This is a genomic window from Streptomyces sp. NPDC008121 (assembly GCF_042957155.1).
Lineage (GTDB): Bacteria > Actinomycetota > Actinomycetes > Streptomycetales > Streptomycetaceae > Streptomyces.
Genome location: NZ_JBIBHT010000023.1, coordinates 1 through 21630 on the forward strand (window position 1 = coordinate 1; position 21630 = coordinate 21630).

Annotated in this window: 12 protein-coding genes and 1 pseudogene; 6 read left to right on the plus strand and 7 right to left on the minus strand. The window is 67.4% G+C overall.

Features of this window, described 5'->3' with window-relative positions; all coding sequences use genetic code 11:
- Nucleotides 1-88 precede the first annotated feature (88 nt).
- Nucleotides 89-277 (plus strand): annotated as a pseudogene (locus ACFZBD_RS33710) (IS110 family transposase); the annotation flags it as partial.
- A 383-nt stretch (nucleotides 278-660) separates the two neighbouring features.
- Nucleotides 661-921 (plus strand): hypothetical protein, encoded by a 261-nt coding sequence (locus ACFZBD_RS33715; protein WP_391147261.1) that lies wholly within the window; start codon nucleotides 661-663, stop codon nucleotides 919-921.
- Between the two features lie 387 nt (nucleotides 922-1308).
- On the opposite strand, the gene ACFZBD_RS33720 is transcribed toward ACFZBD_RS33715, so the two are convergent.
- Both ACFZBD_RS33720 and ACFZBD_RS33725 read right to left on the minus strand, forming a co-directional pair.
- Complete coding sequence (locus ACFZBD_RS33720; protein WP_391147223.1) at nucleotides 1309-3429, minus strand: phosphatidylglycerol lysyltransferase domain-containing protein; 2121 nt, start codon at nucleotides 3427-3429, stop codon at nucleotides 1309-1311.
- 749 nt (nucleotides 3430-4178) lie between these two features.
- Nucleotides 4179-5051, minus strand: coding sequence for a hypothetical protein (locus ACFZBD_RS33725; RefSeq protein WP_391147226.1), 873 nt, complete (start codon nucleotides 5049-5051; stop codon nucleotides 4179-4181).
- Nucleotides 5052-6193: 1142 nt separating this feature from the next.
- Between ACFZBD_RS33725 and ACFZBD_RS33730 the strand changes: the two genes are divergently transcribed.
- Nucleotides 6194-6703 carry a hypothetical protein gene (locus tag ACFZBD_RS33730; RefSeq protein WP_391147229.1) on the plus strand — a complete coding sequence of 170 codons (510 nt, stop codon included), beginning with the start codon at nucleotides 6194-6196 and terminating at the stop codon, nucleotides 6701-6703.
- A gap of 1037 nt (nucleotides 6704-7740) precedes the next feature.
- Here the strand turns inward: ACFZBD_RS33730 and ACFZBD_RS33735 are convergent.
- Nucleotides 7741-8142, minus strand: a complete 402-nt coding sequence (locus ACFZBD_RS33735) for a DUF4234 domain-containing protein (RefSeq protein WP_391147231.1) — start codon at nucleotides 8140-8142, stop codon at nucleotides 7741-7743.
- A gap of 2085 nt (nucleotides 8143-10227) precedes the next feature.
- Between ACFZBD_RS33735 and ACFZBD_RS33740 the strand changes: the two genes are divergently transcribed.
- Entirely contained in the window at nucleotides 10228-10539 is a 312-nt protein-coding gene (locus ACFZBD_RS33740) for a hypothetical protein (RefSeq protein ID WP_391147233.1), read from the plus strand.
- Between the two features lie 2383 nt (nucleotides 10540-12922).
- A complete protein-coding gene (locus ACFZBD_RS33745) occupies nucleotides 12923-13666 on the plus strand; it encodes a glutaminyl-peptide cyclotransferase (protein WP_391147234.1) in 744 nt (247 codons plus the stop codon).
- 549 nt (nucleotides 13667-14215) lie between these two features.
- Here the strand turns inward: ACFZBD_RS33745 and ACFZBD_RS33750 are convergent.
- Nucleotides 14216-15625, minus strand: coding sequence for an MFS transporter (locus ACFZBD_RS33750; protein WP_391147236.1), 1410 nt, complete (start codon nucleotides 15623-15625; stop codon nucleotides 14216-14218).
- Between the two features lie 920 nt (nucleotides 15626-16545).
- On the opposite strand from ACFZBD_RS33750, the gene ACFZBD_RS33755 reads away from it, so the two are divergent.
- Nucleotides 16546-17553, plus strand: a complete 1008-nt coding sequence (locus ACFZBD_RS33755; RefSeq protein ID WP_391147239.1) for a hypothetical protein — start codon at nucleotides 16546-16548, stop codon at nucleotides 17551-17553.
- Between the two features lie 544 nt (nucleotides 17554-18097).
- On the opposite strand, the gene ACFZBD_RS33760 is transcribed toward ACFZBD_RS33755, so the two are convergent.
- The 3 genes from ACFZBD_RS33760 to ACFZBD_RS33770 form a co-directional block, all read right to left on the minus strand.
- Complete coding sequence (locus tag ACFZBD_RS33760; protein ID WP_391147242.1) at nucleotides 18098-18970, minus strand: alpha/beta fold hydrolase; 873 nt, start codon at nucleotides 18968-18970, stop codon at nucleotides 18098-18100.
- Between the two features lie 372 nt (nucleotides 18971-19342).
- A protein-coding gene (locus tag ACFZBD_RS33765) for an IS5 family transposase (RefSeq protein ID WP_391147245.1) occupies nucleotides 19343-20091 on the minus strand; the annotation gives its coding sequence in 2 pieces (ribosomal slippage) (nucleotides 19343-19743 and nucleotides 19743-20091; 750 coding nt in all).
- 885 nt (nucleotides 20092-20976) lie between these two features.
- Nucleotides 20977-21357, minus strand: a complete 381-nt coding sequence (locus ACFZBD_RS33770) for a nuclear transport factor 2 family protein (protein ID WP_391147248.1) — start codon at nucleotides 21355-21357, stop codon at nucleotides 20977-20979.
- Nucleotides 21358-21630 lie beyond the last annotated feature (273 nt).

Consider the following 21630-nt stretch of genomic DNA (forward strand, 5'->3'; position numbering starts at 1 on the left):
CAACGTCATCTGGGCCCTGATCCGTGACCGGCGGTGCTACGAGATCACACCCCCAGCAACCACCGCAGCTTGACAACAACATTAGGAAGCCTTCTACCTCGCCGCGTTCGCCTCGCTCTCCCAACCCGAGTCACGCGCCTACTACGACCGCAAACGCCGCGAGGGAAAGCACCACATCGCCGCCCTCATCGCACTCGCCCGACGCCGCATCGACGTCCTCTTCGCCATGCTCCGCGACGGCACCTTCTACCAAGCACCCACACCCACTACGGCTTGACGAAAGCCATAGAGGCACCTTTTGGCCTCGGTTCTTCACCGGTCGCGTGAGGGCAGCCGGTCCGACGGTCTGCCCGTGATGTCCTCCTGGTTGGGTTCGGGCCATCGCGTGACGCTGCGGTAGCGCCGGGTTCCACCACGGGCCCGGGATTGTGCTGAGCGTCCTCCCTTTCCGGTCTTCGCCGGGTCGGGGTTCGGCGGGCAGGTGATGGCCGGAGACCAGTGATTCCCATCAGGTTTGTCACGGGCCGCGGTAGCGGACGGTGACTGCGCTATGCCGCTGAGAGGCCACGTTGAGGTGGCTCCACAGTGAAGGCCCGCTGGTCGCGCATGAGGGCCCACAACACGTCGAGGCGACGCCGGGCGAGGGCGAGGGCGGCCTGCTTGTGTGACCCGCACGCGGCCACCCGGCCTGACCTGGTCCTTCGCGGCTTCCGGCCCGGCCCGGCCGCCGTCGAAACCCGCTGGTGCGGCGACATCACCTACATCGCCACCGGCGAGGGCTGGCTCCACCCCCTTGCCACCGATATCGACATCGCCTCCCGCCGCGTCGCGGGCCGGCCACCGCCGGCCACCTGCGAACCGAACCCGTCGCCGACGCACTCACAGCCGCCTGCCGGACCCGCCGCCCGCCCGGACCGGTGATCTTCCACTCCGACCGCAGCTGCCCCTACACCAGCCATGAACTCGCCACCCTCGCCGCGCAGTTCAACATCCAGCTGTCCGTCAGACGCACCGGCCAGTGCCGGGACAACGCCCTCGCGGAATCGTTCTTCTCCACCCTCAAGAACGGGCTCGGCGACACTCGCCCCTGGCCAGCAGGGCCGCCGCCCGCACCGACATCTTCGAGCGCATCGAGAGCTCGGTACCGCCTCGGCTACCGCAGTCCCGCCGAATACGAGACCGCCTTGGCTATGCTGCCTTTCGCCCAAGAACCGGATATTGACCCTGACACGACGGCACGTCCCAGGGCGGCAGATCCGGCAAGCATTTGCGCAATGCCCCTGCCGCCAGGGCAGGGGAAGCCGGGCGTCACGTGCTCTTGGTGGTGAGGTGTATGAAGTCGCGCAGGCCGCTGTGCGGCATGAAGGCCCGTGTCAGCGCGGAGCCGATGCGCGGCAGGTCGCCCTGATCACGGTAGATCATGTACATGGGCTCATACCGGGGCTGGAACTTGGCTTTGAAGGTATGGAGGCTGCGGAAGCCGTAGTAGGGCTCCAGCGCTGCGCCGAGCTGGTCGAGGAACCGCTCGAGCGAAGCGGGCGAGTCGTCGCTGTTCTGGGAGGTGCGGGCCAGTGGAGCACCGGAAAGTGAGAGGTACGTGGCACCGCGGTCGCGCATGGCGGTGCATGTTGAGGCGATCATGAATTCCACCACGGGCGGGAAGCCGTCCTTCCGGCGCCGCATGACGTCCAGGACCCACCCCTTGACAGTGCGGCCAGGGCCGTAGACGGGCAGCCAGGAGGTGACGCCGTGCAGGCGGCCGTCTTCATCTTCAGCGAGCCCTGTGAGGACGTTCGCATCGAGCGCTTCATCGATCCCGCCGAGGGTGAAGCCCATTTCCGGCAGGCCCATATCGCCGACCCACTCCTCTGAGATGGCCCTGGCCTGGGACACCACCTGGTGGGGCTCTCGGGAAAGGCTGGTCAGCCGGTAGGTGATGCCTTCTCTTCCGGCACGGTTCAGGGAGCTTCTGACGCCCTGCCATGCCTTTCCGCGGAACTCCAGTGCCTCGAGGTCGATAACGGTGTCCTCAGCGACCTGCACGTACCGCCAGCCCAGTGCTGCCTGCGCCTGCTCAGCGGTGGTACGGGCTGCGGAAAAGACGCAGGGCGTGAGGCCCGCGTCCCCGCACATACGGTCGAAGTCTTCCAGCGCGGTGCGGCAGTGCGCGGCGGCGCCGACCGGGTCACCCAGGGCGATCGCGGTACGTGCGTGCACACGATAGGCCACATAGCCGTGCCCGGCAGCGACAGGAAGATAGGAGTTCTCCGGCCAGGTTGTCATCCAGGACAGGTTGGTGCCGCCTTCCAGCATGAGGATGGCGGCGGCCTCCTCGCGGCTGATGGCGTGCGGAGTGTTCCGGCGGCGGCGGGGAGGCGTGCGGAAGGCGTCTTTGCCGGCGAGAAGCAGCCCCAGCTCCGCAGCCCAGATCACCGCGTGGGGCACGAGGACGGGCAGCCCTCTCACGTCGGATTCGAGTCCGGTGATTTCCCCGATGATGATCACGGCTGCGATGAAGAGCCCCAGCAGCACGTTGAGCAGGGCGAAGAGCACCGCCCACCACCAAGACGAGCGCATCCCCCGTCTCAGGCCGTTGGCCAGCACAGCAATGACGAGCAGGGACAGCAGCAGCCCGGCGGTGCCTCCCCCGAGGCCCTCCGTAGACCCCACCGGCCCCTGGGCCGGGAAGAAGCGTACGACCAGCAGTGTCACGGCAATGACCAGCAGCCCCGACACAGCGAGCAGCCGCCATTCACGGCGGCTGGCCCTGCCGCTGCCGTGAATGGCGGCCGGGACCATCGCACGTCCCGCCGCCAGTCCGAGCGCCACCGCAAAGAAGTGCTCGACGTCGGTAAGAGTGCCCGAGTACAGCAGCCAGATCACTGCGTAGGCTGCCAGCCCGATACGCAGCCGCAGGCGCCACGGCGCCCGCAGCGCAGCCGATGCCGCAGCGCCAGTGGCCAGGGCGCCCGCGGACAGTCCCGTATCCAGCTGCCGCGCCAGCTCCGCGGCCCAGGTCCACCCGGAGCGCAGCCCCAGCACCAGACCAGCCGCCAGCAGGGTTGCTCCAAGCTGGCCTGCGCAGAAGACTACTGCGCTGCGCCCGGTGCCGATGAGCCTTTCCCCCAGCCCCACCAGGAAGATCAAGCCGCCCAGCACCGGAAGATACTGCCACGGGGAGGCGGCGAAGAACGTCCCGCTGAGGAACGTCCACAGGCGCCCGTTCTCCAGGGAAGGAGCACCGTAGGCAGCGTAGGGGTACCAGGGGGTGTCTTCCGCTGCTCTCCAAAGGGCACCGGATGCTGCGCCGGTAACCAGGACGCACAGGGCAAGACCGGTGGTGAGCGGCCATGTTTGGACTGCCCGATGCAGAGCGCGCAGGCGGGGCGGAGGGCCCACGGCCTTCGGCGTGCCAGCGTCATCGTCCATGCCGCACCTCCGCGTCCGGCGTTATACTTCTGCGCCCCTGGCAGTGGCAGGGGCAGACGGGCCGCATACACCCGGGGCCGTGCACGGCGGGGCGGAGCTAGCTGGTGGCGCGGAGCCCGGGATGTGGGGCCGGCCGGCCGGCCCGCGTTGCCCTGCATGCCGCTGATCCTCTAGATAAGTATTGTCCGCGCAGCTTTGTATTCGCGCATCACCGCGCCCGCCCTCTTTGCACAGCCGGGGGGAGGCGCCGGCGTGCAGGACGGAGGCCGCGGCGGCTGCGGGGGCCGCCGGCCGACTCCTCCCCCTGCTGGTGCTGCATCCCCCATGATTTGCAGCCGTGCCTGCCTGGACGAGGTGTGAGGCGATATCCGGTCGTGGGCGGTTCGGCCGGAGGGGCTCGTTCGGTGACTTCTTCGCCGGGCTGGCGGAGGTCTTGGGGCGGGCCGAGCCGGACGGCGTGCCTTCGAGCTCCTGGCGGACACGGCCCGTTTGCAACTCAGTACCCGAGTCAGGAACGGTCCGGCGTCTTCGTTCTGCCCCGCATCACAGGGGGTTCGCCACTGTGACGAGCTGTTCCGCTGGTGCACCCCGCGTCGGCACTCGCCCTCGCAGTGTCCGCCGCTTCGGGCGCTCTCCCTCGCCTCCCTTGACGGGCAGGACAGGGGGAAGCGCGCCGTCTCCTGTTCAAACCCGCCGGCGCGCGGTCTCGGCCATCGGATCCCGCTGAAGTGAGGATGTCTCCCGGCAAATTACCCCGCTACCGCCCGCGAGATTGGGACAATGGGAGTGGCCCGCGCTTCAAGCACACGGCAGTAGCGCTCGCCGGTGTCAAGGAGCGTCCACTGGTGGTACATGCGTCCGGACATCAGAGCACCGTCCTCGGCGGCAGTTCCGTGCCAGTCAAATTCCATGCTGATCCTGTACTCTCCGTTACGGGCGCCGGTCACCCGGAACGCCTCAACGGTGTGTCTGCTGGTCACCACGCGCTGAGACGACTCCTGAAGCCAGCAAGCCATCGCGCGGCGGTTTGTGATCAGTGCAGTGCCGAAGGCCAGGCTGCATTGCTCATCAGGGGCCAGGAGCTCATCAAAGGCGTGCACGCCGGCAGCCGGGTCTTCAACCAGGAACAGCCAGCGGTGGACAAGCGACAGTGCCCGGTTTGCGGGGTAGGTATCGGTGAAGTCGCCGGCCACGAGGTGCTCTTGGGGGGTAATCCGCAAGTGTGTGAACAGCGGCTCGAGGTCTGCTGAGCCGGTCAGTTCACCCTCGTAGGAAATGCGTGTGCCCGTGACCAGCCCGGTGGCGCTGCGGCACTGATAGTGCACGTCGGCCTGCAGACTCAGGCGGTCAGGGCCCAGTTCCTGTACGGTCATCTGCTGCACGTGGTGCCCGTGCCGGTCATGGGTGCCGTACGCCGTGATGCCCTTCCGGTAGCCATCACGGGTCCTGACCGGGTCGCCGACGGCTGGCACGATCTCAAAGCTGCCTGCAAACAACTGCAGCTGGCGCTCAACCAGCTCAGGGCTGCGCGGACGTTCATAGAGCTGGAACCAGCGGTAGAACTGGGCTGCCGCCGAGTTGTAGCGGCGCGACTGGCGGTACAGGTCAGACTCACTTGTCATCTGCTGGTGCTCCGGTCTCCTGCGCTGGACAGGGGAGTCGTGGGCCGGTATGCCGGCGGATCAGTCTCTACAAGACCACCAGCTCCCCCGGAACGGGCCCGCCAGCCAGCAGATCTTTTGGAGGAGCCCAGCCCGGCAATATTCAGACGCAGCACCGGCCATCACGCCAGGCATCCCTCAGCAGCAACAGCACCGCCCGGGATATTCCTTGAGCCTTTTTCATGTGTACGGCTGGCGTGTGAGGTGCTGGTCGTATGTTGACGGTGGCGTGACAAACGGGGCATCCCACTGGTCTGAAAAGCCGCCAAACGTAGCCTCACCTGTGTGTTCCCTATCCTGCCGCATGCGATCTCGACGAGGACCTTCTCGACCTGGTGACGATAGCCACCGTTGCGTGCCACGGCGGCCGGGCCTGCAGGCTGCGCCCGTACCACCGGGCCCGGTGCACACTCACTGGTCTACCTGCGTAAGCAGGACGCCCCCGGACAGCTCGCCGCGGGATGCGGGAGCGGGCACCGTGATGGTCCAGTTCGCGGTCGTGCTCGGCGCGAGCAGCCTGCTATCCCCGCTCTTCCCGCCGTCACCCGACGGCCGGCGCCGCCCGGCAATGACCAGGACGGAGGAAGCCCGCACCACCACCGGGAGACGCGGAACCCCGCGCAGCCCGCAGCGAAACGCAAAGGCCCCGACCCGCACCACAGGAAAAAACCGGGTTAATCGATCACCTCCGAACGCGGCATCACCGCTGACGAGCTGGCTCCCGCCAACGGCCAGGGCGCTGCGGGGGCGGGCGGGCACGGTCCGGGACAGGGCATGGCCTGGGCAAGGCGTTCATCGACCCGAACGGCGCCGGGACCATGCCGACCGCTGCCGACGGCAGTTGCCCTCGGCCCGTCGACGGCGCGGCGTCGACGCCGCGGTCGCCGAGGCTGCGCAGACGGCCAGGTCCCGGACGGGGCAGGACGCGTTGTGCCCATCAGCCGCATGACCAGGCAGTCGGCTGACCCGCCGGCCGCAGCGGCTGGCGTAGTTTTTTTCACAGCGTCATTTCCGCAGTCAGCCAAAAGACGGCTGCATTCGTCATCGGCCGGGCGCCCGGCCGGGTACCGGACCGTTCCCGCCACCAGGAGGAAATTCCACCGATGAAAGCTCTTCTCATAGCAGCAGTCTCCCTGTCTTTTGCGGGAATGATTACGCCAGCCCAGGCTGCTGCGGTCGACCCGCCTCAGGACCAGCTCGAGGACTGCAGCCAGAAGTGCATATCTGTAGGCGTAATAAACCACAGCAATTCAATCATGGTCATGCAGAAAGAAAGTCTCGCACAGCAGTATCTGACACGGCCGAGCCAAGTAATCGGAAAAGCCGGAGACGACGCAACAAGTGACTTCTGGACAGCACCTGCGGTAGATGGCGCCGGGCGCGAATCGGTTTATGCGTTTGGCAGCGGCGGTCCCCTTTTCGTCCACTTCACTACTACAGTGACCGGTGATACCAGCACCTCAGCCTGCTACTTCACACAGCCGGGCAGCGGAAAGAGGGTCGCCCCGTCTAATACCACCTGCCGGGCGGTCTCAGGAAAGAATGCTTCGAATCCCGATATCACAATCGTGTACTACTCAGTGAACGGTTCTCATCCTGTGGTCCGCGGGTGACGACGGCGGGTAGTCTGGGCCGGTCCGCGGCGGGCATCTGGTCGTCTCGGCTGAAGGTTGTCCCGTAACTCGGGCAGGGCCAGCGGGCCGCCACAGGCAGGCCGGCTTGTCCGGCAGCGCCCCGAATCGGGGCCTTAACGGGATCCCGGCCAGCGCCCTGAGCCCGAACCAGCTCTAGCTGGCGGCCCCCGCCTGGCCTGAATGGCCCAGTCCGCTCTATTCCGGCGGCACCTGCTGGCCGCAGCCCGTCACTGCTGGTTTCGCCATTCTCAGCGCCAAGACCGTAACGGCCGCGACATGAAATCCGTACATCACTGGCCTGGGGCGAGCCAGCGGCCTGGCACGGCTCGAGGTTCTCGCTGCCAGCACGTTCTTGTCCCTGGAGCAGTAAATCCGACCGGGGCCGGGAAATCCATCCATGCGGCAGCCGTGCCCTCGATCTGTCCGGTCTGCCGGCTCACCGCACACGAGCGGCCCGGCGGCCCGCCGGCGGAGCGTCACTAATGAGCAAGGCTGATGGATGGTGACCTTGCTATCGCCCACATTGATCATAGTTCCAGGTGCTTTGCTATCCCGGATGCACACATACCCATCACCGTTTCCCTGCGTCGTGTCATCCGCCGCTGGATCAGTTCCGGGAGTGTCAATTCCGTTAACAAACGCACTTGCAGACTCTGGAGCTTCAGTGCCTCCGTGCTCATAGTGGAAGCGGATCGCATCGCGGACAGTGAGCAACTGGTTCGCAGCGGCACACCGTGCGACTGGCTCGGGAGCTGCGGAAGCTGACGTCGCCACACCTGCTGCAAGCAGGGAGGCCGCCGAAACGGCGAATTCTTCCGAAGAAGCCGTACATCTGATTCCCCACTCCAGGAACAACCGCGTCTGCCCCTCCGTGAAGTACCGTCCGTCTCGGCTGGCTACCGGCTGGCGGCACTGGCGCCGGCCGGGCCCATCACAACGCCCCTGCTGCTCCACGTAGCGGGAAGGCGCTGTCGTCGGCGTTCTTCGTGGCCGACCTGCGCGCGGTGAAGGCACGGTCAGCTCACCAGAGCCACGTGTGTTCCCTCCTCGGGCGATCCGTAGTGCCTCCAGATTTCATTCAGCTCGTGCTGGTAGTAGAGCGCATGAAGCCCGGCGAAGAAGCTCAGGATCAGGCCTATCCACGGGTTACAGGACGGGGCGACACCTGCGGAACGCTGCATTAGGGCGATACGGACGCCGGACTGGTAGATGGACACGAAGACAGGGACGATGATCAGGGCTCCCAGCGTGACGGCGAGGACCGACAGGACGGGATCCGCTTCGGTGCGGTCATCGAAGTCGCGGGCCTCACGGTTGATCTTGAAGTACCACACGAAGTGGTAGATACCGAGTGTGAGCAAGGGCCAGACCAGCCAGGTCAAGAATATGTTGCGGTCTCTGCCGGTGATTCCCGTCATAACTGCGCCTCCTTATCCGAGCGGTCCCGGGACGTCGCACTATCTCCGGTTACACATACAGCTATTCCACCATGCCCAGCCTCGGGGTGCTTTCCGTGCGGATCGGGCGCGCATCTCACCGGCACTGCTGGCGTCACTGTCTTCGTCAGCCCCTCACCATCTGTAGTTGAACCCTGGCTTTACGCTGCCCGCTCGGCGCGGGCAGTACGGTTTCGCCTGACGCGAGGACAGGCCGGTGATGACACATACGGCGACGCGGGCCCGCGGCTTCGGCCGTCCGTGCCCAATGACCCGGGCGGCCTTCCGGAGGCATGAGGAAATCCCAGGAGGGACACGGTCAGGACCTGAATGACTTGGGTCCCCTTACGGCCGTGGGTGGGCTGGCTGAGCTTCACGGTGAGCAGGCAGTGGACTCGCCGGTCCTGCCGGGGATCCTTTTCCGGGCGATGACGTGGCCGTCCTGCCGTCTGGCGGCCGGGCGATGAGCCACGGCCCGCGTCCGCGAGCCTCGGGCGCTCTTGCCGTCCGCCGCCAGCCGCAGGGGACGCTCGCGCTCTGTACCAGCAGGCAGCAGCACGGCCAGGCCGTCGGTTGCAGGCGTCCCATGACCCGGCGGACGGTGTCCGCCGGCGCGGCCCGGGCACCAAGTCCAGCCGGGCCAGGGCCATCGAGCGCACTATCGCGGAGCACACCATCGGGATCGGCCCCCCGCCGTCCTCGAGAGGGGTGGAACCATGAGGACGGCCTGATGGACGGCGCTGGTGGTGGCCATGCCGGCCTAGTACGGCAGCCAACAGCCCGCTTCGCGAGTCAGGCAGCGAACTCGCAGGTGGCGCCTGTCCGGCCTGGCAGTCCCCTGCAGGGCCAGGGCCCGTACGCCATCTGTCTGACGCACGTGCCCTCCGGCAAGCGGGCCGACTGGCCGGCGCAGGGCTGGCGAGGAGGTCGGTAGCGTACAGGTGTTGGCGCCTTCCGGGCAGGGAGGCTCCGACGGCAGCTGTGGGCTCAGGGCGCTCCTCTTGGCACTCAGCTTGTCGATGGCGGTATCCCTCCCCCGGGTTGGATGCCGCCATTTTCAGTATGCACAGCGAGGTGCCGGTTCCTGGCAGTCGTCTGGACGTATTCCTGCTGTCAGCAGTGCCGCCTCTGCGTCTCCCCCGCGGCACAGGCAAGATCAGCACACACCGCCGGCTCCCGCGTGCGCTCTATCCCTCCGCGCCCTGTTCAGCCTCCGTCAGCCCCGGTCCGGAAGCACCAGAGGGGCCGCGTTCGGCAAGCGAGGCCAGAAGGCACAACGAGAGTGACCCAGTGGTTGACGCCCCGTAAGCGTAGAACCGGCTCGAATCGGGTGGATAGGGCCGGGAAGCGGTGCACGGGCTTGTCCCTTGTGGATGAGACCGACTCCGGAAGCCGGTGTATTGCAGGCGTTGGGGAGGCCGCGCCGAATGTCTGCCACGCAGGTGTGGCGAACCCGCCGGGGCAGAGCTGGGTGCCTCCCTGGCCGATCCACTGTGCGGTGAGCGTGGGAACTGTCCCCGGTCTCCCCCGGCTGCCCGGCATCCAGTCCGGATGGGCTCAGGCCTGTTGACGGCCGCTTGCAGTGGGGCAGCAGTCCGGGTACGCGAGAGGCGTGCACACGGCGGAGGGGACCACCTCGGCAAGGAGGAAACGAATGCCGGCCAGGACGCCGGTGAACACCGATGCTCTGGAGCGGGCCCTACTCAAGGCCGAACGCCGGGTCCTGGAGATCCAGCCTTGCCCGTTGGGCAGCTGACGATCCTCATCGCCGGTTTGACGATCTGTTCAGCGTCGTGGCCAGTCCCCTTTCATGTTGGCCGCGTGGGACCGGGTGCGGGGAATAGGAGAGCGCGCACGGCCGGAGTGGACCGCAAAACACCCCGCTCCATCGCAGCCCACCATCGCGGCGCACGCGCCCGCCTGAGGCCCGCAACCATGCAGCCTCGCCTGGAGCTTGCCCTTGCGGGCTTCCCGGCAGAGTTGCTTCCCGGCCGGAACCGAGTGGCATTGGAGTGGCGCTCGCCGCCGGGCGGTGACCGGGGGCGGTGCCCGCGTGTTCTGGGGAGCATGAACAACACCTTCAAGCGCTCCCTCGCGGGTGCCAGCATCGCCGTCGTCGCCGTCCTCGGCATGGCGGGTACCGCCCACGCCGACGCCGACACCGTCCACGGCGTCGGGGACCTGATTGACATCAGCGAGGTCCTGACCCTGGACGACGTCCTGCGCACCGTCCCGCTCCTCAACGGCGAGAGCACCGCCGACAGCGCCGACACCACCACCACGAGCACCCAGTCCACCGCCACCGGCACCGGCACCACCACCACCGGTGCGGCCGCGGGCCTCGGGCGCGTCGGCTCCCTCCTCGGCCTCACGGGCTGAGCTGTCCCCACTCGGCCGGGCGTCCCCCGGTCCCGGAGGCGACTCCGGGGCCGGGGGTTGCGCCGCAGGGCGGCAGCCACACACCGCGGCCCCAGCTGCTGATGCCAGTGCACCCCCCGTGAATACCCACGTCCGGATGCACGCAGTCGCACCAGCGGCAGTCGCACAGAACAGTCCCGGACCAGCCTCCGGCGAACGCACCGGCCCGGGCCCCGGCTATGTGCACCACAGCCCGCCACGCCCAGGACCAGTCACCTCGCGAGCCCTGCCTGGCCTGCGGTACCCCGCCGGCGGCTGGCTGGGCACACCCGGCCTCTTCCCGGTACAAGCCCGGGCAAGCAACGCCTCCGGAGAAGCTGCCAGCGGTGCCATGGCCACGGCCGGACCAGCCGACCGGGGCACGTTCAGCAGCCAGGAACCGCTCCTTCGGGATAGTCCGGCGCTCCCGCCCGGAAGAGCGGACTGCTGCCAGCTGAGCGGCCGCCCGATCACATGCAGGCTGGCGCCAGCACCTGGTGAACATGGGCCTGACCGTCCCGGGTGAATCCGACACAGGTGCGACAGGTACCGATACGCCCATCCCGAGGGCTGCGTATACGCCCAGAGGGGACGTACTCTGGCGGCACTCGGCCGTTGCCATCTGATCCCAACTGCCTCCAGACTCCGGGAGTACTCAGTGCCTTCCCCCAGCCTCACCGTGCACAGCGCCGAAGCCACCGTTGCGGAACTGCAGGAAGAGCTCCCCCGGCTGGAGCAGCTGCAACAGAAGCTCGGGAAGGACCTAGCCGCGGTTTCCGAGCGGGTGAACTCGGTCCGCAACGCCCTGACCGCTCTGCTGGCCCTCGCCAGCACGCCCGCACCACTCGCGGCCGGGAGCGCGGACACAACACCGCCGACGGGCAGCGGCAAGCCTTCTGCCCCGCAAAAGGCCGCCGCGCCCCTTGCCGCCAGCACACAGAAGGCGCCACGGGCCAGCGGGCGTAGGCCGAAGCCTTCGGCAGAGACCTCCCTCCCTAAGGCAGCAGCTAAGAAGGCGCCCGCTCCCGTGACACCGGACCCGGGGCGGCTCACCGAGCAGGTAGCCGCTGTCCTTCTGAAGACGCCTGGCACTCCTCAGCGGGCACGCGACGTGGCAAAGGCACTCGGCCGGGACTCCACGACAGGCGATATCAACACTGTCCGCAGCACCCTGGACCGGCTCATTGCCACGTCCCGGGCCGTACGTGCCGGCCGCGGCCTCTACCAGGCACCGGCCCGCTAGAACGGCTATCGGGGGGCATCCCTGAACCAGCTCAGTCTGTACGCTCAACGGTGTCATCACCGTGGCGAACTCCCTGACGTGGAGGGTGAGCCGGTCCAGGTCCGCATCGCGGCCCCGCAGGCGATGCAGCTTGTCAGCCTCGTCATCTTTGAGGTGTTGGGGATGAGAGCCAGGAAGCCACTTCTCGGGCGGAGGGGTTGTCGGTCCTGGATCAGGGGCGTGCCCCGCGCGTCGCGGTAGCGGCGAAGACAGCCCAGAACAGCCAACTCCTCGCCAGGGTAACCAAGTCCTTTGATCTCCCGGTAGAGCTGGGTGGCGTTTCGGATGTCTTCGTTCCAGCGCTGGTGGAGGTGGGCCGGTATAGGGGTCGACGACGTGTGCACGCTGGAACGTCTTGGCGATCACGTCGTCGACTGAGCGGGCTTTGACGAGCTTGCGCACGGTTGCCTGGTACAGCCCGAGTTTCCTGCTGATCGCCGTCTTCGACAGTCCGCTCTGCGTGGCCCTGGCCTGCGGCCACTGCCGTTGCCCTATGTATGTATCGGGCAGGGGGACCGCGACCAGCAGGGCGGCGTGGCGAGGGCCTTCGTGGTCCGCTGGGTGGCATCGGTGGGGGCGTTCGCCGCGTTGGTGAACGGCTGCGGAGCCGCGCGGCCGGGCCAGGAGGAGGCCGGCGACCGGTGACTCGTGGGATCACTGCTCGTTAGTCCACGAGCCGGGCATGCCCCATCGCCGCCAGGGCATGGCCAGGGCGCAACAGCTGTGCATCCTGAGTGCCCTTCTGCAAGGGGCCCGGCGCTCCTCGGCGTGACGCATCAGAACGGAAGAATTCTGTGCACCAGTCAGCAGCCGCCGCGGCCCGGTGCTATCAAGGATCATGTGCAGGAGGTGTGGGCACTGAAGTGGCCTTCTGGGGCTGTCCGGAGAGCCAGCGAGGCTGTCGCCGGGGGCAGGGGGCTCTCCGGGCCTGGCAGGCGCACACGGGTACGGGCGGCAGTAGCGGTGACCGTTGGTGGGGCGCTGCTTGCTGGCTCAGCTGTGCCTGGAGATATCACCCGCTACAGCCGTGACGCATATTTCCCCTCCGGTCCTGTCGGCGGTATGCCGACCCGGGCACAGCCCATGGCGAGCGCGCCTGTCCATGCCACCGCCGGTACTCGCGTCCAGATACTGCGGGCCGCTGTGCGGGGCACTCTTCCCCATGATCCCGGGGCGTTCACCCAGGGTCTGGAGTTCCGCGGCGCCACCCTCTACGAGAGCACGGGGCTGGTCGGCCGGTCCTCCCTGCGTGCTGGCCTGCCAGGCATGCCGCCCGCTCAGCGAATCGAATTGCCGGTACCGCTGTTCGGGGAGGGCATCACGCTGTCCGGCACCAGACTGTGGCAGCTCACCTGGCGCAACGGCATCGCCATCGAGCGTGACCCCGCTACGCTCGCGGAACGTCGCCGAGTCAGCTACCAGGGCGAAGGCTGGGGCCTGTGCCACCAGTACATCGAAGGGCGGGAACGGCTGGTCATAAGTGACGGCACCGGCCGGCTCACCTTCCGTGACCCCGGCACCTTCAGGCCGACGGGCAGCATCGACGTGGGCCGGAACGGTGTGCCCGCTACACGGCTCAATGAACTGGAATGCGGGCCCGACGGCTTCATCTATGCCAACGTGTTCTTAACGGACACGATCCTGCGCATCGACGCGCACGACGGTTCGGTCACCGCGCACATCGACGCAGCTGGACTCCTGACCGCCTCCGAACGCCGCAGAGACCAGCAGTTGAACGGCATCGCCGCCGTACCAGGGACTGACAAGTTCCTGGTCACCGGTAAATTCTGGCCTCGCATGTTCGAAGTCTCATTCGTTACCCCCTAGCCTATTCATAGGCCGGCTGTAAACCTGATATCCGATCGCAGAGCCGTAAAGACCAGCCGCCTGAAGCGCCACTACTGTGAATTAAGAGCCGATAACGGGCGCAATAGTCGCAGGAAGAGCTGCGGACGGTCACCGTCCGCTGTCGGCCTATGCCCGCTCCAGACACCATCATTAAAGAGCCCCAGTACCGCGCCCACAAGCGCTCCACCTTCGGCGGCATGGGCGGGCGGGCCATCGGCACCTGCCGCGGTGGCTGAAGCCACCGAGGCAGGCTGCGCGTCCTTCGACGGGTCTGGCGCCACGAGGTCAGCGGTCGCAGGTGGCGGAGTTGGTGTCGGCGGCAGACGCTGTTGCGGGGACGGTGATGTGGTCGGCCGGTGCGGCAGGCCCCATCCCTACACCGCAGGCCATCGTGGGCAGAACGCACCGGCGTCTGTTCTGTGGGTGACGGCGGCACTGGCGTACGGGCCCTCAGGGTCACCGGCTCTCAGCCTTGGGCTTTCCCCGGTAGACGATCTGTGACCGTTCGCCCGCGCTATCGTCTCTGGCCTACGGGGGCAAAGGCACTCCGCTTGTTCCGCCTACCCGGAGGTCGGGAAGGGCCCAAGCGCCGGCGGCGATTAGTGCGCAGGCTGCCAGAACAACGCCGAAACCTGCGCGCACTGACGAGTGCTCCGCCAGAAAACCGATTGCCACCGGCCCTAGAAGCAGTCCTGTATATCCCAGGGTCCCGGCCCGGGCCACCGCTGCTGAGGACTGCTGCCCTCCTGCCAGACCGGCGAGGGAGAATGTCAGCGGTACGACCACCGATATGGCCCCGCCGACCAGCGAGAGCCCGCCGAATACGAAAATGACGCTGCGGGAGAAGATGACCACGGCAAACCCGAGCGCTGCGGCAAGCCCTGCCACAGCGAGCAAGGCGCGCCCTCCGAACCGACGGGTTATCCGGTCACATCCCAGCCTGACGGTGAGCATGGCAAGTTCAAAAACCGGGTATGCGAGAGCGGCGACAGCCTCTGACGCACCGAATCCATCGTGCAGGTGGAGACTGCTCCAGTCGGCGACCGCTCCCTCCGCCAGAAACGCACAGAACATCAGGGCCCCGAGCAGCAGCACTGTGCGCGGCAGGCGGTCAGGCATGAAGTCTGTGTAGTCAGAGCTATCCTGGTCAGGCAGGAAGTGCGACGTGACTGCCAGGGCCCCGGGAAGGGCCAGAAGGCTGACGCTGGCCACAGATGCGGTAAAACCCATGCCCAGGGAAGCAGTTGCGGCCCCTGCAACACCGCCTGCCACGGCGCCAAGGCTCCAGCCTGCGTGCATCATTCCCATCAGGGGCCGTCCGCTGGCTTGCTCCAGCTGCGCTGCCTGGGCGTTGGCTGCAACGTCTACCAGCCCGAAGAGAATGCCGAAAATGAAGCCGCCGGCCAGCAGGAAGGGGTAGCTGGGGGCGAAGGCCAGAAGGAGGAGGCCTGTTACCGCGCCGGGAAGGGCGACTCTGAGAATGCACCGCGTTCCGAGACGGGCAAACAGCCTTCTGGACGCCTGCATAGCAACAAGGGCACCCATCCCCCACGCGAGAACCTCGATCCCTATTTGTGCTTCAGAGAGCTTCATGGTCTCCCGCAGTGCCGGGATGCGAACCACCCAGACCGCGCTTACCGCTCCCATCAGAGCAAATGCCGTGAAGGTGGCCCGCCGTGCATAGGCGAGCTGGTAACCGACTGCCATCGTGAAGTCTGCTTTCTGCCCCGGGGGCTGCCCTGGGGAGGCCTCGCGCCCCTTTGCGGACAGCAGCGCCCTGTGCAGTGCGAGTCTCTGCCCGGGCAGCGCCGGCCGTCTGCCGACAGTCCTCGAGCCAACCAAGCTGCTGTCCCCCTCTCCAGTCAAAACTACGGCGCCCGGGCGGCCGACCCTCTCCCCCGAATACCTCCACCTCCGTATGGCCCGGGTGTCCTCCATCCGGCCCGTCCCTCCACAGCGCACTGTTTCCGGCCAGAAGGCCCCGCATGGTTCAAACTCACCCTTCGCGGAGGCCGCCCTGGTGATCGGGGTTGAGGGTCAGCCCCGATCGTCCAGGAGTCCTCGTCGGTTTGCTGATGCCCCGCCCCGGCAGCGCCGGCACCGCGGTGGCCACCCGCACCACCGCCGCCGCCAGCCCCACCCGCTGCAGCCCCTCGACGCCGCGCACCCCCGGCCCGCACAACGGGAAAGAGGGGAAACACGGGCTGCCGAGGCATACCAGATCCGGACGGAAGAAGATCTCAGGACACCTGAACCCAACCCCGCCCAGGCCTCCAGGACGTTCCTGCCAACAGGGGCGCAAACGCGCTTACTCGGGGATAGCCGGCCGGCACGAAGCCGGCCGATCAGCTGTCCTCCGCCCAGGCACGGCCGCTTCCGTCTGCGGGACCAAGGGCGGCTTGGCCGCTGAACGTCGTCCTTAAAGTGGACCTTCGAGGTATGCGAGGCCGTCCGCGACGGCAACATCAACGCCGCACGCAGCCGTTTGGCCGCCGGACGGGCAGGCTAGACTGCCGGTGAGCACTGGTAGGACCAGGGCGAGAGGCCCGGCACAAGGCGTTGCAGCAGAAGGCCACCGGTAGGAGTTAGGCTGCCCAGGCTGCAGGCCCCAGGCCTCAAGCTCGGGAGTACACCAGAATCTCCTGCCAGCATAAAATAAATCACTCGTCAGACCAGGCTACTTTTGCATGCGCACCGACCTAGTTGACGCCCGCCTGGTGTCGGATCACGTCCAGGAGCTGATCGCTCAACGCCCTGGACTGCCGGTAGCAGCCATCGCCCGGCGGGCCGGCATTGCCCCTTCCACTCTCAAATCGCTCTTGTCTGATGCTCAGCGCAGGCCGGGCACACCACGCGCCGTGAGCGCTCAGGTAGCGGTCCGCCTGCTGGGCGTCGTGCCCGACGATCTGCCACACCGTGACCGGGGCTACGGCGGATGCGCTACCGATGCCACCGCCGCATTACGGCACGTGCGCGGACTCCTGGCCGCGCACCCTCACTTGTCGCAAGCAGCTCTGGCCCGCGCGGCCAACGTGTCGCCTACGACGCTGGCGGCCGCGCTCCATGACGTAGATGCCGGCCGGCCCAGGCGAATCCAGGCGGCCGCTGCGGACCGGCTGCTCGCGCTGGGCGGCCACACCCCCCTGCCCGAACGCGCAATGCGCCGCAGTGACACCGTTGAGGCCCAACCCGTCGTCGACCATGTCCGAAAACTGCAGCAGCACTATGACCGAGCGAGCATTGCATTTATCGCCCAGACCGCCAAAGTAAATCCCAGCACGCTCACCTCCGCGCTGGTCGACCACGACCGCAACACGCGACGGGGAATCAGCGCTGACGTCGCCAGGCGGGTTCTGGCCGTGCAAGAACTGCCCCCGCCGGCATTCCCACGCCGCCGTCACGTCACGGATATCGGCCTCCTGCGGCGCCTGCGTGCCATGTGCGCCCTAGGCTGGACTCTCCCTGCCATAGCCAAAGCCGGTGCTACCACGCCGAAAGCACTCACCGACTTCGCGAAATCATGCACCAGCACCCCTGCTGTCCGAGGTGGCATCCTGACTGCGTGGGTGCATCTCGCCTACCGACCAGGCCCCTCCCCTCGAGCCCGGCGGCGCGCTGCCGTCAGATCGTGGGACCCCCCGCTGGCCTGGGATGAACACAGCATCGACTGCCCGGACACCACCCCGAACGGAACCCGCCTCCCCGGAGCCCAACAGCGCTGGAACACTCCGCTTCTCCAGTACGAACTGGCCTTCTTCACCTGCCTCGGCCTCAGCCGCCCAGACTGCTTCCGCCGCCTCGGCCTCAGCACTAAACGCGCCCGCGAAATCCTCACCGTCACCGAACCCGAAGTCACCGCCGCATGAGCCCTCACACAGCACCAGCTGTCAGCTTCCCTGTAGCGGTGGTGTTGATGGACTGCCGGCAGGGCTCGTCGAGGTTGCCGCAAACAGTGCTGAGGCGGTCGGTCCTGGTCGTATCCCGGGCCCGGGATGTCCCGGGACGGGTGCGTGGGCCGACAGGGACGGGGCCACTCGGCCGCCGAAGTGGCGGGCCGGGATGGACCGGCCACCTACGCCGCGGCGATCTGCCGGGCGTTGCCCGCCGCGTACAGGCCAGTGCCGGCGGGGCCAGTCTGCTGCCTGTGACGCCGTGGGTAGGCGGGGGGCTCGAGCAGCTGACCGGGCGGCTGCTGTTGTCGCTCTCGAAGGCGGGGTGAGCGGCACCACGTGCCGTCCCCGGGCAGGCCTTCACCGCTCACGACGCGACCGTGAGCAGGCGGCCTGCCCGTCCTCTGGATGAGGTGAGTACTGCGCGAACCGAGTGTTGCGCAGTGAGCTCCCGGCTGTTCCGGTGTTCAGCCCACACCGGACTGTGCCGAGTGATCCAGGAACGCTGGGGGCTTGGGGGTCACACCAGAAAACCGGTGAGCGTAGCTGTGACTGTCTCCGGGGCCTCCAGCTGGGGGTAATGGCCGCAGGCGGCCGGAGCGGTCAGCTCCGCAATCTGGGCTCTGGGAATTCGAGCTCTGATCCGGGGAAGTACGTGGGCCCCGCTGACGGGGTCTGCAGGCCCCCAGATGAAGAGGCAGGGGCCGGGAAAGCCTTCCAGAGACCTTGTCCAGCGCGCTGCGTACTGGCGGCGCTCGTCGATGTAGCGCAGCAGGCGGGGGGCGGCCCGGTGGCCTCCTGCGCGGCATATGGAGGTCCACAGGTCACGCATGTCGTCATCGTGCAAGGGCCGTTCCAGAACAGCTCGCATGCTCCGGGCGAACAGCCGCTGGGTGGTGAGGGGTGCCACCAGGGGACCTAGAGGGCTGTGCAGGAGGCGCTGTACTGGCAGCGGCCGGTGCAGATCAGGGTAGAGGCCGCCGTTGAGCCAGACCATTCTGGTAATCCGGGAAGGGTCCCGGGCCAGCAGCTCCTGGCCGACGCTGACCCCGTAGTCGTGCGCGACGAGGCTGGTACTGCCGATTCCGTGTACGCGCCAGATCTCCTCCACCAGCGAGGCCTGGCTGAGTACCGAATAGGGGCGGTCCCGGGGCTTGTCGCTTTCCCCGAAGCCCAGGAAGTCCAGGGTGGTCACACGCAGTCCGGCACTGGCCAGCGCCGGTACGACCGCCGCCCAGTCATGGGAGGAGGTGGGGAAGCCGTGCAGAAGGGTGACGGGCCGACCGTGGACCGGGCCGTCCTGGCGTACAAAGATGAAGTGCGTGCCGATCTGGTGCCTGCGGCCGCCTGCTGTCCAGGTGCTTAACGGTGGCAGAACCCGTTCGCCGGTCATATCTGCCCCTTCCCGGGGGGAAGTCCGCCACCCGGGGGCCTTCCTGCCCCGGGGGTGGTGAGCAGGAGGGGCCATCGCGGCGCGGCGGGTGAGTTCATGCCCGGCTCTTCTCCCTTTTTGGGGCTGTACCCCTGCCTTGGCTTTGCCCACCGGTGGCGGCGCTTTGCAGTCATGTACCCGGTACGGACGTACTGTTGCGCAGGACCATCCCTTGATCTTCGCAGGTAATCCCGGCCTTCATGCCGGGCGGGTCTCCTGTGGCCACCAGGCGCATACGGACAAGGTGGGCGCCCTGAACGTACTATGGGCCGGCTGGCCCGTCGCAACGCTAACCAGGCATAGCGAGAAGCCCTGTCCTTTTTAGACGTCATCTCATTTGGCGAGCCTGCGGTAGCAGATGAGAGTGCAGGCGATGCTGGTGAAGGCGAGGATGTGGTCGGCCTTGCGTTCCACGGTCCGGCGGTGGCGGCCCAGCCGTTGCGAGGACTCGACTCCCTTGCGGGCGATGCGGTGGGTGATGCCGCGCTCGCGTAACCATCGCCGCAGGTGGGCGTAGTCGTAACCCTTGTCGCCGCCGGGCTTGCGGCGTCGCCGGCCGCGGCGCGAGCGGATCGGCGGAATGCCCTTCACGAGCGGGATCAGGGCCTGGCTGTCGTGCAGGTTGGCCCCGGAGATGCCGACGGATACGGGCAGACCCGACCGTTGCGTGATCAGGTGGATCTTCGAGCCGTACTTGCCCCGGTCGACAGGATTCGGACCTGTCAGGTCCCCCTTTTCAGGGCCCGCATGTTCACCGAGTCGATCGCGCAACGCGACCAGTCCAGCTCGCCGCGGGCACCGAGTTCGTCGAGGACCAGGCGGTGGAGCCTGGCCCACACTCTGGCCTTCGACCACTCGGAGAACCGCCGGTGGGCGGTCGCTCCGGACGGGCCGAACGATGCCGAAGGCAGCTGCTGCCAGGTACAACCCGACGTGGCCACGAAGACGATCGCGGCCAGCACCTCCCGGTCGCCGTGCCGACGCCGACCACCGCCCTGCGGCCGCGACGGCGCCTCCGGCACCACCCGCTGGAACAACTCCCACAACTCCTCCGGCACCAGCCGCTCAACGATCCCCACCATGACTCACAGAATACCGAGTAACCCAAATGAGATGGCCTCTTAGGGAGGAGTCACAGCCAACGGTGCAGGAATGCCGGGATGCGCATCGGGGACCGGGAGATACTTGGCGTCGAGGCCTTGCGGGCGGGCTGGTGGACCGCTGCATAGGGTCCAGCAGAGCGCCGGCGCGAGGTGCCGGAGCCTACCCTGGCAGGAGGCCACCGCGAAGTACTACGCCCGCGCGCGCCAAAGGACACGGCCGTGGAAAAAACTCGCGTCGTGCAGGTTCTGACGGCCTCCCACCTGGAGTTTCCCGACGCCCGCCAGGCTGCCCTTGTCCACCCGCACCCCCACAGCAACGGGCAAGCGGACCCGCGAGACCCTCTACATCACCTCGGTCTGCCCGGCCGCCAGGCAAATCCCCAGAACATTGCCCTGGCGCTGCGGCGGCCCCCGGCACATCGAAAAGATCCACTACGTGCGGGACGCCCTCTGGGCCAAAGAGCCGCTCACAGACCCGCGCCGGCGACGGCCCCGAAGGGGGCACGGCCATTCTGCGCAACACCACCCTCAACCGCCTCAGAGCCGCTAACACCAGCATCAACGCCACCTGCCCTGCCACCTCCTGACGGCCCCGCTCGCCCGGCCTCCCCGCCGACCGGCAGATTCCCCAGAGAAGTTCGGCTTTGCCCCCTGAGGCAGGGGCCGCCGAGGCCCTCGGGCCGGCACTTCTGGGTCTCGGACGGTTCACCACCGCTCGGTCGTCTCCCTCAGAGCCTGCCGGGGCTCGCGGCGCGGGAAGTGGCCGCCCCAGGCCCGAGAGCATCCCCGTCAGAGCGCTGACCTGCACCGATCCGGCTACCCGCCGTGAACTACCACTGCCGTGCCGCGGTTGCCCAGTCCGGGTCAGAACATGGTGTTGCTGTTCTCTGAAGTGGGCGGGATGACCTGGAGGACATCCCAGTGCTCGACAATCTTCCCGTTCCCATCGAAGCGGAAGATGTCGATTCCGGCGTAGTCTTCCGCAGGCCAGACCTGGCGGCAGTGCAGGGCGACGTAGTCTCCCTCGGCCAGAACGCGTTTGAACTCCACCCGCTTTCCGGGGTATTCGGCAGCCATACGCTCGAAGTAGTCGATGAATGCTTGCTTTCCGTCCCCCACGTGAGGGTTGTGCTGGGTGTAGGTGTCACCCGCGTATCTGCCGATGGCTTCGGCCGGCCGGCACTCGTTGAACATCAGCTCGTAGAACGCCTTAGCCGCTGCCTTGTTCTCCTCAGGATCGCTCATAGCGGCTACCCTACGGGCCTGCGTGCCCCGGATTCACGGCCGGTGCGGTCACGGGAACGGGCAGGCGGTTACCGTAGAAGCTGACCGCGTTCGCGGCAGGAGTGCCCCACGCAGGCGGTCTGCGCGCCCAGGGGTGAATTACGACTCTGCCCGAGCTCGCCGTGCCTGGTGCCCTGCTTGAGGCAGGGATGGAACGGCCCTGCAGCCTGCTCTGGAATCCCGTTGGAGCGAGCAGCGGTCCGAGCACGGCCAGCAGGACGTAGAGGGCTACGG